The organism is Aureimonas populi (assembly GCF_017815515.1).
In the GTDB taxonomy this organism is placed as follows: domain Bacteria; phylum Pseudomonadota; class Alphaproteobacteria; order Rhizobiales; family Rhizobiaceae; genus Aureimonas; species Aureimonas populi.
This window is the reverse complement of the sequence record NZ_CP072611.1, coordinates 1,605,846-1,618,998: the sequence shown is the minus strand read 5'-3', so window position 1 is coordinate 1,618,998 and position 13,153 is coordinate 1,605,846. Positions and strand designations below refer to the sequence as shown.

General features: G+C 70.2%; 13 protein-coding genes. 6 read left to right on the top strand and 7 right to left on the bottom strand.

The genetic code is table 11. The annotated features are described in order from the left end of the window. The first annotated feature begins 130 nt into the window (after positions 1-130). Positions 131-979, top strand: coding sequence for a 2,3,4,5-tetrahydropyridine-2,6-dicarboxylate N-succinyltransferase (dapD, locus tag J7654_RS07460; protein ID WP_209739500.1), 849 nt, complete (start codon positions 131-133; stop codon positions 977-979). A gap of 43 nt (positions 980-1,022) precedes the next feature. Here dapD and J7654_RS07455 read toward each other — a convergent pair whose 3' ends face one another. Further along, on the bottom strand, positions 1,023-2,015 hold the full coding sequence (locus tag J7654_RS07455; RefSeq protein ID WP_209739498.1) for a lytic transglycosylase domain-containing protein: 993 nt from the start codon (positions 2,013-2,015) through the stop codon (positions 1,023-1,025). Positions 2,016-2,189: 174 nt separating this feature from the next. On the opposite strand from J7654_RS07455, the gene dapE reads away from it, so the two are divergent. Both dapE and J7654_RS07445 read left to right on the top strand, forming a co-directional pair. After that, positions 2,190-3,368, top strand: a complete 1,179-nt coding sequence (dapE, locus tag J7654_RS07450) for a succinyl-diaminopimelate desuccinylase (protein WP_209739496.1) — start codon at positions 2,190-2,192, stop codon at positions 3,366-3,368. A gap of 13 nt (positions 3,369-3,381) precedes the next feature. Next, entirely contained in the window at positions 3,382-3,963 is a 582-nt protein-coding gene (locus tag J7654_RS07445; RefSeq protein WP_245195710.1) for a hypothetical protein, read from the top strand. Here the strand turns inward: J7654_RS07445 and truA are convergent. The 3 genes from truA to def are packed head-to-tail and all read right to left on the bottom strand — an operon-like array spanning position 3,921 to position 6,188. Beyond that, positions 3,921-4,700 (bottom strand): tRNA pseudouridine(38-40) synthase TruA, encoded by a 780-nt coding sequence (truA, locus tag J7654_RS07440; protein ID WP_209739494.1) that lies wholly within the window; start codon positions 4,698-4,700, stop codon positions 3,921-3,923. The genes J7654_RS07445 and truA overlap by 43 nt on opposite strands. Beyond that, positions 4,700-5,659, bottom strand: a complete 960-nt coding sequence (gene fmt, locus J7654_RS07435) for a methionyl-tRNA formyltransferase (RefSeq protein WP_209739492.1) — start codon at positions 5,657-5,659, stop codon at positions 4,700-4,702. Before fmt ends, truA begins: the two co-directional genes overlap by 1 nt. Positions 5,660-5,672: 13 nt before the next feature. Next, on the bottom strand, positions 5,673-6,188 hold the full coding sequence (def, locus tag J7654_RS07430; protein ID WP_209739490.1) for a peptide deformylase: 516 nt from the start codon (positions 6,186-6,188) through the stop codon (positions 5,673-5,675). Positions 6,189-6,280: 92 nt separating this feature from the next. Between def and J7654_RS07425 the strand changes: the two genes are divergently transcribed. Together J7654_RS07425 and J7654_RS07420 are read left to right on the top strand one after the other, a co-directional pair. Continuing rightward, a complete protein-coding gene (locus J7654_RS07425; protein ID WP_209739487.1) occupies positions 6,281-7,453 on the top strand; it encodes a DNA recombination protein RmuC in 1,173 nt (390 codons plus the stop codon). 123 nt (positions 7,454-7,576) lie between these two features. Next, positions 7,577-9,025: a serine protease gene (locus J7654_RS07420; RefSeq protein WP_209739485.1), complete on the top strand. Its 1,449-nt coding sequence runs from the start codon at positions 7,577-7,579 to the stop codon at positions 9,023-9,025. 8 nt (positions 9,026-9,033) lie between these two features. Here the strand turns inward: J7654_RS07420 and J7654_RS07415 are convergent, their stop codons facing one another. Further along, the gene (locus J7654_RS07415; RefSeq protein WP_209739483.1) at positions 9,034-9,948 is read right to left on the bottom strand and encodes a cation diffusion facilitator family transporter; all 915 of its coding nucleotides are present in this window, start codon (positions 9,946-9,948) and stop codon (positions 9,034-9,036) included. Positions 9,949-10,005: 57 nt separating this feature from the next. Continuing rightward, the gene (locus J7654_RS07410) at positions 10,006-11,229 is read right to left on the bottom strand and encodes a lytic murein transglycosylase (RefSeq protein ID WP_209739481.1); all 1,224 of its coding nucleotides are present in this window, start codon (positions 11,227-11,229) and stop codon (positions 10,006-10,008) included. A 716-nt stretch (positions 11,230-11,945) separates the two neighbouring features. Between J7654_RS07410 and J7654_RS07405 the strand changes: the two genes are divergently transcribed. Continuing rightward, positions 11,946-12,398 (top strand): nitroreductase family protein, encoded by a 453-nt coding sequence (locus J7654_RS07405; RefSeq protein WP_245195709.1) that lies wholly within the window; start codon positions 11,946-11,948, stop codon positions 12,396-12,398. A 148-nt stretch (positions 12,399-12,546) separates the two neighbouring features. On the opposite strand, the gene recR is transcribed toward J7654_RS07405, so the two are convergent. Beyond that, a complete protein-coding gene (recR, locus tag J7654_RS07400; protein ID WP_209739479.1) occupies positions 12,547-13,152 on the bottom strand; it encodes a recombination mediator RecR in 606 nt (201 codons plus the stop codon). Position 13,153: the final 1 nt, after the last annotated feature.

Below are 13,153 nucleotides of genomic sequence, written 5' to 3'. Positions count from 1 at the left end.
GACCCTTTCCTGCCGTTCGCTCCTATCGGAACGGGAGAGCTCGCGGGCCGGTTCCCCGGCCTCCGATTGACCCTGCGCGCCGCCTCGCCTAATCCCCGCCCGAGCGAGCAATCCCAAGGAGACGAGCCCCATGTCCGATCATTCCGGCCTCGAACAGACCATCGACGCGGCCTTCGAGGCGCGGGACGGCATTTCCGCCTCCACCACCGGCGAGGTGCGCGAGGCCGTGGAGGCGGCGCTGGGCCTTCTGGACAGCGGCGCGCGGCGCGTGGCGGAAAAGGGCGCGGACGGGCAGTGGGTGGTGAACCAGTGGCTGAAGAAGGCCGTGCTCCTCTCCTTCCGCCTCAACGACATGGAGATCATCGAGGGCGGGCCGGGCGGCGCGCCCTGGTGGGACAAGGTGCCCTCCAAGTTCGAGGGCTGGGGCGCGAACCGCTTCCGTTCGGAAGGCTTCCGCGCCGTTCCCGGCGCCATCGTCCGCCGCTCCGCCTTCATCGGCAAGGGCGCGGTGCTGATGCCGTCCTTCGTCAATCTCGGCGCCTATGTGGGCGAGGGCACCATGGTGGACACCTGGGCCACGGTCGGCTCCTGCGCGCAGATCGGCGCGAATGTGCACCTGTCCGGCGGCGTGGGCATCGGCGGTGTGCTGGAGCCGCTTCAGGCCGGCCCCACCATCATCGAGGACAACTGCTTCATCGGCGCGCGCTCGGAGGTGGTGGAGGGCTGCATCGTGCGCGAGGGCTCGGTGCTGGGCATGGGCGTGTTCCTCGGCCAGTCCACCAAGATCGTCGACCGCGAGACGGGCGAAATCCTCTATGGCGAGGTGCCGCCCTATTCGGTGGTGGTCGCCGGTTCCCTGCCCGGCCGCCCGCTGGCCAATGGCGAGGCGGGTCCGAATCTCTATTGCGCGGTCATCGTGAAGCGCGTGGACGAGCGCACGCGCTCCAAGACCTCGATCAACGATCTCCTGCGCGGCTAGCCGCGGTCGCGGCCCCGCCGGGGTCCCGGGCGGGCCGTGAGCCTCAGTCGCCGAAGCGGGCGGTGTCCGGCTCGGCGAAGGCGCTCGCGACCTCCTGCACCGCCTCGGCCTCCGGGGCGGCGTCAGTCGCCTGCGTCTCGGCGGGAGCGGCCTGCGCCGCCGCCTCCGCAACGGCTTCGGCGGCATCGCCCGCGCCCGTCTCCGGCGTCGCGGCACCCTGCGCCACGGCCGCCGCCACGCGGCTGGTCTCGATGGCGGCCGCCGCCGGGCTGGCCGGCCGGGTGGCAGGCGCGATGGCCGCCGCCGCGGCGGGCGTCTCGACGCCGGGCAGCTCGACCACCTGCGTTTCGCTCGGCGCGGGCCGGCCGGTGATGGCAGCCATGTGGCGCTTGACGTTGGAGCAATAGGTCTGGGCCGAGCGCGTCATCGCGGTGGCGCGGTGGCCGCCCTTGTACTTCATCGAGGCCTGGCAGATGTCCTTGCCGCCCTTCTCCCACGCGCCCTTCAGATAGCGCATTCCGTAGCGCAGATTGGTGCGGGGATCGAAGAGGTCCTCGGTCGAGCCAGAAAAGCCCAGAGAGCGGGCCGTGGCCGGCTTGATCTGCGACAGGCCGTAGACGCCCGCGCCCCGCGCCTTCGGATTGTAGCGGCTTTCCACATGCACGACGGCGAAGGCGAGCTCGCGCGGCACGCCGGCTTCCGCCGCCGCCTCCTCGATCATCCGGTCGATGGCGGCCGAGCCGGAGATGGTGCCGTCCTGGCGCACGGCGGAGCTGGGCGCCAGTGCGGTGACGGTGGCCTGCCCGCCCTTGGCCTCGGCCGTCTCGACCGCCGGCTTCTCGCCCGGGACCGCGACCGGGGCGCCGTCCGCACCTTGCGCGGCCACGGCCTGCGGGGTGCCGACCTCGGCAAGGCCCACCATGCCGCCCTCGCCGGAAACGCAGGCGGAGAGGAGGACGGGCAGCGTCAGCGCGGCGAGGAGGCGAGGCAGGCGTTTACGAGAAACGACAGACGATCCGACCGCGCACGACAGCATATCCAAGGCCCCTCTAGCCATTGTCCCAACCCTCGTTTCCGGCGGCAGATGGGCCGAAAAAAGGCCGCGCCGGACGAAAGATGACGGAACCGTTATCAAGAAACGGCGAGCGTTGCGAATCTGCATCGGTTTCCGTGGCTTGGCGCCGCCGCCCGGCCCCGCTATCACCGACCCATGACCCGTTTGCCCACCGACCCCGCCGCGAATCTCTCAGCCCTCATCCGCTGCGTCTCCGTCACGCCGGCCGAGGGCGGCGCCCTCACCGCGCTCCAGGCCATGCTGGAGCCGATGGGCTTTTCCGTCGAGCGGCCCGTCTTCCGCCAGGAGGGCACGCCGGACGTGGAGAACATGCTGGCGGTGCGCGGCACGCGGGGGCCGCATCTGGCCTTCAACGGCCATACCGACGTGGTGCCGCCGGGGGATGAGGGCGACTGGCGGCACCCGCCCTTCTCCGCCGCCGTGGAGGACGGCGAGATGTTCGGGCGCGGCGCGGTGGACATGAAGGGTGGCATCGCCTGCTTCGTGGCCGCGCTGGCGCGGCTGGTGGAAAAGGGCGCGCTGGAGGAGGGGCGGGTCTCGCTCCTCATCACGGGCGACGAGGAGGGCGTGGCCATCAACGGCACGGTCAAGCTGCTCGCCCACGCCGCAGAGCGCGGCCACCGCTTCGACGCGTGCCTCGTCGGCGAGCCGACCAATCCGGACGCGCTCGGCGACATAATCAAGATCGGCCGGCGCGGCTCGCTGTCCGGCCTCGTCACGATCACCGGCGCGCAGGGCCATGTCGCCTACCCCCACCGGGCGCGCAACCCGATGCGCGTGCTGCCCGCCGTGATGGAGGCGCTGCAAGGCGTGCCGCTGGACGAGGGAACGGCCGATTTCCAGCCTTCCAACCTGGAATGGACGAGCGTGGACACCGGCAACAGGGCCGCGAACGTCATCGCCGCGCGCGTGTCGGCCGCCTTCAACGTGCGCTTCAACGATGTGTGGACGGGCGAGACGCTGCGCGCCGAGATCGAGCGGCGCCTTGCCGCGAGCGTGGCGCAGGCGGACGGCTTCACCGTGGGCGTGGAGTGGAAGGAGCCGGTGGCCGACGCCTTTCTGACCGCAGAGGGGCCGCTCACCCGCGCGCTGGCCGGAGCGGTGGAGGAGGAGACCGGCCGGCGCCCCGAGCTTTCCACCTCCGGCGGTACTTCGGACGCGCGCTTCGTGAAGGACTTTTGCCCGGTTGTGGAATTCGGGCTTGTCGGACGCACCATGCATATGGCCAATGAACGCGTGGCCTTGTCCGATCTGGAGAGCCTGACGCGTGTCTATGAGACCTTCATCGCCCGCTGGTTCGCCGCCAACGCCTGACTTCATCCCGCCGTTGGCCGACATCCTGCGCTACTTCTCCGGCGCCGCGCGCCTGATGGCCGGCAAGCCGGACGGGCTGAAGCGGCTGGACCTGACGGCCGACGGCTTCTGGGGCTCCTTCGCCGCGCTCCTCGTGGCGCTTCCCCCTCTCGCCCTCTCCTGGATCGAGTACGAGCGGGTGGAGCGGGCCGTGCCGCCGCCCGAAACGAGCGCTTTCGGGCTCTACGGCGCGCATCTCTTCGCCGACGCCACGGCGTGGCTGTTCCCCATCCTCGTGCTCATGCTGATCGCGCGCCCGGCGGGCTTCTCCCGCAAGCTCGTGCCGCTCGTCGTCTCGCTGAACTGGGGCAGCGCGCTCGTGGCCTGGGCGCTCTCGCCCTTGTGGCTCGCGCTCCTCATGGCAGGCCCGTCTCAGGCGGGCTCGCTTCTGGCGCCGCTGGCGGTGCTCGGCGCCATGGTGCTGACCGTGCGGCTCGTCGCCTGCGCCATGGCGGCGGACCTCATCGTCGCCTCGGCCATCGTGCTGGTGACGGTGGTCGCATCGCTGATCGCCTACGCGGCGGTGGCCGACGTCACCGGCATCGCGCTCGTATAGTCGACGGCCGTCAGGTAGAGCCCGTCCGGCGGCGCGACGGGGCCGCATCGCTTGCGGTCCCGCGCCTCGAGCGCTGCCACGAGGTCCTCAGCGCTCCAGCGATGCTCGCCCACCAGCTTGAGGGAACCGGCCAGCGAGCGGATCTGGTTGTGCAGGAAGGATTGCGCGCTGGCGTGGATATGCACCTCGTCTCCCGGCGCGCGCGTCACATCCAGACGCTCCAGCGTGCGCACCGGGTTCTTGGCCTGGCAATGGGTGGAGCGGAAGGTGGTGAAGTCGTGCGTGCCCAGGAGCCGTTTGGCCGCGCTGTCCATCGCCTCCACATCCAGCGGCCGCCACGCCCACCACACATGCCCCTTGAGGAGCGTGGGCGGCGGGCGGCGGTTGAGGATGCGGTAGAGATAATGCCGCTTGCGGGCCGAAAAGCGCGCGTCGAAGCTGTCGGGCACCGCTTCCGCCTTCAGCACGCACACGCCGCCGGCCTCGCGCAGCCGCGCATTCAGCGCGTCGCGCACCGTCTCGCCCTTCCAGGCGCGGGAGAGGTCGATATGGCACACCTGGCCCGTGGCGTGCACGCCGGCATCCGTGCGCCCCGCGCCGAAGACGGTCACGTCCTCGCCGGAGAACTCCTTCAGGACGATCTCCAGCGCCTCCTGCACCGACAGGCCGTTTGCCTGCCGCTGCCAGCCGCAATAGGGCGCGCCGTCATATTCGACCGTCAGCTTGTAGCGCGGCATCAGGGGGCCGCGATCCGCGTGCCCGGCGCAAGACGCGCGCCGTTGACGAGCGCCTCGCCGCTGACCGGCTTGCCGCCGGCGCGCTGCACCTGGAGAAGCGCCACCGCGCCCGTGCCGCAGGCCAGGCGCAGCCCGCCGGCCAGAAGCGTTCCGGGCGCGCCCTCCCCCGCCTCGGCGCGGGCGCGCAGCAGCTTCACGCGCTCGGGACCCTGCCCCAGATCAAGCATGGCCCAGGCGCCGGGAAAGGGAGAGAAGGCGTTGATCTTCGCCGCGACGGAGGCGGCAGGCGCGGCGAAGTCCACCTGCGTCTCGGCCTTGTCGATCTTGCCGGCATAGAGCATCTGCCGGCCGGTGCGCGCCGCGATCGCGTCCTGCGGCTCGAAGGAGAGCGTTCCGGCCTCCAGCCGGGCCAGCGCCTCCACCATGCCCTCGGCCGAAAGCCGCGAGAGCCGGTCGTGCAGCTCGCCCGCCGTCTCGCCCTCGCCGATGGCGGTCTCGAGCGCCAGCGCCACGGGGCCGGTGTCGAGCCCGGCCTCCATGCGCATCACCATCATGCCGGTGGCCGCATCCCCCGCCTCGATGGCGCGCTGGATGGGCGCGGCGCCCCGCCAGCGCGGCAGGAGCGAGGCGTGGCCGTTCAGCGCGCCGTGGCGGGGCGCGTCCAGCACGGCCCGCGGCAGGATGAGGCCGTAGGCCACCACCACCGCGATATCGGCCTTCAGGCCGGCGAAGGCCGCCTGCTCCTCGGCACCCTTCAGCGAGACCGGCGAGCGCACGGGAAGGCCGAGGCGCTCCGCCTCGACCTGCACCGGGGAGGGTGTGGGCGAAAGGCCGCGCCGCCCAGCCGGGCGCGGCGGCTGCGTGTAGACGGCCGCGATCTCGTGCCCCGCCTCGTGCAGGGCCCGCAGGGTGGGGACCGAGAAGGCGGGCGTGCCCATGAAGACGGTTCGAAGGCTCATGCGCCCGACGCCCTCAGGCGACGGCCTTGCGGGCCGCCTTGGTGAACTTCTTCACGACCATGTCGCGCTTGAGCTTGGAGATGTGGTCGATGAAGAGCACGCCGTTCAGATGGTCGATCTCGTGCTGCAGGCAGGTGGCGAGCAGCCCGTCCGCCTCGATCTCGCGCTCCTGTCCCGAAAGGTCGAGATAGCGTACGCGCACGCTCGCCGGACGCTCCACCTCGGCGTAATAATCCGGGATGGACAGGCAGCCCTCCTCATAAACCGACAGGGCGTCCGAGCGCTCCAGGATCTCCGGGTTGATGAAGGTGACGGGCGCCTTCTCCTCGTCCTCCTTCGCAAGGTCGATGACCAGCATCCGCAAGGGCTCGCCGATCTGGATGGCCGCCAGCCCGATGCCGGGCGCATCGTACATCGTCTCCAGCATGTCGTCGGACAGGCGGCGCAAATCGTCGTCCACCCGCTCCACGGGCGCGGAGACCTGGCGCAGGACCGGATCGGGCAGGATGATGAGAGGCTTGATCGTCATTCCGTTGCGATAATCCGGCGCGCCCGCGCGGTCAATCTCACGGCGTTTGTTCACCATTTGATCTTGCCGCCGGGGCGCGTTAGGCTGCGCGGATGAATGCGGCCGTTCTCGATTCGCCTCTCTTCACCCTCGCGGGCTTTCCGGTGACGCTCGGCCTCGCGCTGGTCTGCGGCCTGGGGCTGGCGCTTCTGGCCGCGCTCGCCCGCCTCGGCACCGGCCGGCGGGAGGCGCAGGAACGGGCGGCCCTGGCGGAGGAGCGGATCGAGGCGCTCCTGCGCTCGCAGGGCGAATTGTCGGGTCGCATGCAGACCATGGCCGAGATCTTCGGGGGGCGGCAGACGGAGATGACCCGCGTGCTGGCCGAGCGGCTGGACGGGGTGGGCGCGCGGGTGAACCAGTCGCTCGGCAATGCCGCGCGCGAGACGGGCGAGAGCCTGACGCGGCTGGCCGAGAGGCTGGCGGTGATCGACCGGGCGCAGGGCGAGATCCGCAACCTCGCCGGCGAGGTCGTGCGCCTTCAGGACATCCTCGCCAACAAACAGGCGCGCGGCGCCTTCGGCCAGGGGCGGATGGAGGCCATCGTGGCGGATGCGCTGCCGCCGGGGGCCTATTCCTTCCAGGCCACGCTCTCCAACGGCAAGCGGCCGGACTGCCTGATCGCCATGCCGAACGGCGCGCCGGCGCTGGCGGTGGACGCCAAGTTCCCGCTGGAGGCCTGGTCGGCCTTTCGCGAGGCGCAGGACGAGGCGGGCCGCGCAAGCGCGGGCCAGAGGCTGCGCCGCGACATGGACGTGCATATCCGCGCCATCGCGGAGAAATATCTCCTGCCGGGCGAGACGCAGGACACCGCCTTCCTCTTCGTGCCCTCCGAATCCATCTTCGCCGAACTGAACGAGCGGTTCGAGGACGTGGTGCAGAAGGCCCATCGCTCGCGCGTGGTCATCGTCTCGCCCGCGCTCCTGATGCTCTCCATCCAGGTGGTGCAGGCGATCCTGAAGGACCACCGCATGCGACAGGAGGCCGGGCGCATCCAGCGCGAGGTCGCGCTGCTCGGCGCGGACATGCAGCGGCTGGACGCACGGGTGGCGGCGCTGAAGACGCATTTCCTCCAGACCGGCCGGGATATCGACCAGATCGTCGTCTCCACCGAGAAGCTGGTGCGGCGCGGGGAGCGAATCGCCTCCATCGACCTTGACGAGGAGGAGTCGGCGCCCCCGCGCTCGCGAGAGAGTGATCGCGCAGCCGAATCGTCAGTCTTTTCATGAAGATGAGGACACGGAATCAATCCCGCCCCATCATCTCTTGACAAAGCGTGAATTCGGGCGGGATCGAAATTCACCATGCTGCGTTTGCCTGTCTTGAGAGGTTGAACGCGGGGACCGGGTGACATGCGGCGCACATTGAAGGCAGTTCTGACCGCATCCGTCCTCCTGACGATGCCCGCCGCCGCCCTCGCGTCTCCGACCCAGGCCTCCGGCGAGCTGGTCGAGGCGTATAACGAGCATACCGACCGCGAATTCCGCCAGGGCCTTCAGATGCGTCTGGCCTGGACCGGCGACTATACGGGCCCCTTCACCGGACATGTCGGCCCCGAGACGCTGCGCGCGATCCGCGACTTCCAGGCCCGCAACGCGATGGCGGCGGACGGGGTGATGACGGAGGCGTTCCTCCAGTCTCTGGTGGCGGAGAGCGACCGCCGGATCGCCGAATTCGGCTTCGGCTGGGAGGATGACGAGCGCACCGGCGTGCGCGTCGGCCTGCCCTTCGCCCTCGTGGCGCCGGTCGGCCGCACCGAGGTGGGCTCCATGTGGCGCGCCCCCGACGGGGGAATCGAGATCGAGACCGTGCGCTTCATGGAAGAGGGCTACGGCCTCCGGCAGGTCTTCGACATCCTGCGTGAGCCGACGCCCACCAAAAGCGTGCGCACCGCCGACTTCATCGGCGACCATTTCATCCTGACCGGCACCGAGGACGGGCGCGAGTTCTTCATCCGCTTCGACGGCGAGGGCTCCGACCTTCGCGGATTCTCGGTGGCCTATCCGGCCGGCGAGGCGGAGTTCCTGGCGCCTTATATCTCCGTTGCGGCCAGTTCCTTCGCCCCCTTCTCCGGCACGCCGCAGGACGGCACCGGCCCGCTGGCGGCGCTTCGCTCGGCCGACAGCTATGCCCTGACCCATGCGCCCTCCGGGCCGATCGGCGGGGCGCGGGACGGGCAGAAGGCCTATGACGCCTCGGGCACCGGCTTCACCGTGGCCGATGGATGGCTCCTGACGAATGCCCATGTGGCCAAATCCTGCAAGACGGTGATGGTCGGCAGCGTGGGCATGGCCTCCGAGGTGATCGTGGACGAGACGCGCGATCTGGCGCTGCTGCGCGTGGAGGGCGATATCGGCGAGCCGCTGGATATCGCCGTCGGCAAGCCGCGCCTCGGCGAGGACATCCTGGCGCTCGGCTTCCCGCTGCGCTCCATCCTGGCAGACAGCCTCAATGTGACGCGCGGCAACATCTCCTCGCTGCTCGGCCTGATGAACGACCCGGACTATCTGCAAATCTCCGCCGCCGTGCAGCCCGGTAATTCGGGCGGGCCGGTCATCGATCTCGCCGGCCGGGTCGTGGGCGTCGTCACCGCAAAGCTGAACGCGGTGGCGGTGGCAGACCTGACGGGCGATATTCCCCAGTCGATCAACTTCGCCATCCAGCCGGAGGCAGCGGCGCGGTTCCTGGAGGAGCACGACATCACCTTCAGCCCGGCCGACGCCGACGACGCGCTGGAGAGCGTGCCGGACGCGACCGCGAAGGTGCAGCCCTCGATCCATCCGGTGCTCTGCCTCGGCTGAGCGACAGCTCACACCGCCCAGCGCTCCTGCCCGGTGAAGACCACTGTCAGCCAGCGGTCCCTCGCCTCGCCGCCGAGCGCGGCGCCCACCTCCTCGCGGACCGCGTCCAGCCGCTCCACCGGGCCCACCTCGTAGCCCGGCGGCAGGATGAAGTGGATCTCGATCATGCGCGAGCGGCCGACCTTGGCGACATAAGTGTGAGCGGCGGAAAAGCCGTGATCCTTCACCGCCTTTGCCGCCACCCGCCGCGCCGCCTCGTCCAGCTCGCGCGGGGCCACGAGGAAGATGTCGGCGATGGCCTCGCGCAGGATCCTGAACGGCATCGGCACGATGCACAGCGTGAGAACGGCCAGCACGGCGGGGTCGACATAGGGCGTCAGCCCTTCGTACGCGGTGCCCTGCAAGGCGTAGCCGATGGCGAAGGCGACGAGCAGCGCGAGGGTGATGAGGCCGGAGATGAGCCAGCCCTTCGCGTCGAGGATGAGGAACTGCGAGCCGGTGCGCGCGGCGGCCCGGCGCCCCGTCCAGGCCATGACCGCGCAGATCGCGACCACGATCGAGGCATAGGCGATGGCCCAGCCGAAGGCGAGTTGCCGCCCGCCTTCCACCAGCGCCGTCACCGCGTTGATGAAGGCGTAGAGCGTCAGCACCATCAGGAGGCCGGCGTTGAAGGCCAGCACCATCGGCTCGATATGCCAGAACCCCATCTGGAACCGCCGGCTGCCGCTGGTGTCGCGTGCGATGAGGCGCGAGACGAGGAGGGCGAGGAAGGTCATCGCCGCGTCCACGGCCGAGAAGAGGCCGTCGAAGATGATGGACTGGGCGCCCGAGAGGATGCCGAAGCCCACGCCGATGCTGCCGACCACCAGCGTGGCGGCGATGGAGCGGGTGAGGACGGCCTGTTCGGCGCGTTCGGTGGGCATGGCGGGGTCTTTCGGAACTCGGCGATGCCCGGGAGATAGCGCGCCCCCGCCCTCTTGTCAGCCGAGGCGGCCGGCCGCCGCGCGGTTCGGCCAGCAGGTGGCGGCCAGCCCGGCGCGCTCCTCCACCTGCCCGATGGAACGGCGCGTCTTGAAGCCGGCCAGTCCGTCCACGCCGCCGACATCGTAGCCGGCCGAGACCATGCGCTCCTGCATCCGCGCCACGTCGCCACGCGTCATCCTGTCGGACGAGGCCCAGCCGCCGGCGAAAGGCCCCGCCCCGCGCATCCGGTCGGCCACATGGCCGATGAACAGGGCGTAGAGGTCGGAATTGTTGTAGGCCTTGATGACGTAGAAGTTCGGCGTGGCGATGAAGGCGGGGCCGAAGCGCCCGGCGGGCATCAGGAGATGACCCGTGGCGCGCGCCTCGTGCGGGGGAAACGGCCGGCCCGAGACGCGGGCGACGCCGGCAGAGACGAAATCGGCGATCGGCCGGCCCCTGTCCGGTCCCTCCAGCGCGCAGGAGACGCTTGCGGGCACATTCGCCTCGAAGCCCCAGTCCCGGCGCGCCACCCAACCGGCATCCGCCAGATAGTTGGCGATGGAGGCCAGCGTGTCGGGCACCGAGTTCCAGATATCCTTGCGCCCGTCCCCGTCGAAATCCACGGCCAGCTCCAGAAACTTGGTGGGCATGAACTGCGGCTGGCCGAGCGCGCCCGCCCAGGAGGATTTCATCTCGGACGGCCGCAAGTGGCCCTCCTCCACGATGCGCAGGGCCGCGACGAGCTCGGCCCGGAACATCTCCTTGCGGCGCGCCAGATAGGCCTTCGTGGCCAGAACCTCGAAGGCATCGTGCGGGATGGAGGCCGAGCCGAAGGCCGATTCGCGGCCCCAGACCGCCACGATGATCGGCCCCGGCACGCCGTAGCGCTGCTCAATGCGCGCGATGACGGCCGCGTGCTCCTGGAGAAGCCGCCGCCCCCGGCTGGCCAGCCCGGCCACCTGGTTCTCGGCGAAATAGCTGGCCGGGCTTTGGAATTCGGCCTGGTGCTGGTTCTCTGCCACTGGCGCGCCCTGCCCCGGCATCACCAGGTCGGGCAGGCGCAGATTGGGCCGGACGCGGCCGAGCGCGGCCTCGAAGGTGGCGCGCGAAACGCCCTGCGCGCGCGCCTGCGGCCAGATCTCGCTTTCCAGGAACGGCCTGAAGCCCGCTTCCACATTGCCCTGCGCGAGAGCGGGGGCAAGGCCGGCCAGAAGCGCCAGAAAGACGATGACGATTCGCATGGGCCGTATCTCCTCCAGCTTACGAGGGGCGCATTCTAGCAGGCAGGCTTGTGTCGGCCCTGTGGCGGCAAGGGCGCGCGGGCGCGGCGAGCGAGCCGGGGCACGGGCGGGGGACGCGGTTAAGGGCGAGGTTCGCGCGGGGGTCGCGTTTCGGGAGCCGGCAGGCGAGGATGATGCGCGAGCGCGTTTCCGCGCCGCTTTGGCGGCCGGATCGGTGAGGGATGGTGCCGTTCCGCACGGGAACGGGCGGTGGAGCGCCGGAGGCTCGCCTCCGATTGGTATTTTATATGTGGCTCGCCTCCGGCGCCCCACGCGGCGTCTTCCAGACCCTGCGGAGGGTGCCAGCCTCCGCTCCGCTTCCCGGTCCGCGCCTGTCCAACGCCGGAACCTCGGCCCGATCTCCACCCCGGCTCTCACCACGGGGCGGTTGGGCTGTCTCCGGTTCCGCGCGGCGCCCCGTGACTTGGGGCCCCTCTCCTGGTGGAGGGACGCCCGGCCTGCGAGGGTCCGTCCGGGTCGCCGCCCCTCCGGAAGAGGCCGCGCCGCGGACGCCGCCCGCCGGCCCCCGAACGATCCCGGTGATCATTCGCGCCCATCCGCGGGCCGGCGGTGGGGGGAGTATGGGGGCGTTGCGAAGATGGGGGGAAAGATCGCGCGGGAATCGGCCGGCGGCTTGCGTCCTGCGCCTCGCCCGTACGCCTCAAGCCGAGGGCAGAATGACGCCCGATTTCCCATTTTCCTATGGCGAGTTCTACGGCGCGTATAGCGAAAGGCAGAAAGCACAGGGCGCAGCATATTATCAGGCGCTGGGTATCGCGATCGAGGATTTTGACGAACGACAGTCCGCGATCCGTAAGAATCTGGAGTTTTTTGGCGCCCCGCATGTTTGCCTGCTGTTCATGCCGGAGTTTCATTCGGTGCGCATCGCCGGTGATGTCGGAATGTATGGACAGACGTTCCTGTTGGCGCTTGCAGCCCATGGACTTGGCGGCGTGCCACAGACGTTGCTGGGGTTTTTCGCCGATACGGCGCGGGAGGTCCTGGGCATCGATCCGGCGATGAAGATGCTGTTCGGAATCTCGTTCGGCTATCCCGACACGACGTCCGCTGCGAGCCGGTACCGCATTGAAAAGGCGCCTGTCGACGAAACCGTTACGTTTCACCAATAGGCCCCTGGCAGCTTTCGGGGTCCGCCCCGCCGAAAGCTGCCAGATGGCAATCCACACATTCGGGCCCTCTGCCGCTTCAGGCCCCCCGGCAGGGTCGCCGCGGTTACGGCGGGTCGGCAGGCGTGCGGGACCGGAGGCGGGATGGGGGCTAGAATTTCGTGCGCGAGCGCATGGCGGCCGAGAGGGTGCCCTCGTCGAGATAGTCCAGCTCGCCGCCCACGGGCACGCCGTGGGCGAGGCGCGTGATCTTGATGTCGAAGCCTTCGAGCTGGTCCATGAGGTAGTGGGCCGTGGTCTGGCCTTCCACCGTGGCGTTCACGGCGATGACGATCTCGGCGATGCCGCCCTCGGCCACCCGCTCCACCAGCCGGGCGATGTTCAGCTCCTCCGGGCCGATGCCCTCCAGCGGCGAGAGGACGCCGCCCAGAACGTGATAGGCCGCGTTCAGCGCCTTGGCCCGTTCCAGCGCCCACAGGTCCGACACGTCCTCCACCACGATGAGGGTGGAGCGGTCGCGGCCCGGATCGGCGCAGATCGTGCACGGGTCGCGCGTGTCCACATTGCCGCAGTTGGAGCAGGTGCGCACGCTCTCGTTGGCCTCGGCCATGGCGCCGGCGAGCGGCCCCAGAAGCTGCTCGCGCCGCTTGACGAGATGAAGCGCGGCGCGGCGCGCCGAGCGGGGCCCCAGCCCCGGAAGCTTGGCGAGCAACTGGATGAGCCGCTCGATCTCCGGGCCGGCGATGGATTTGGCCATG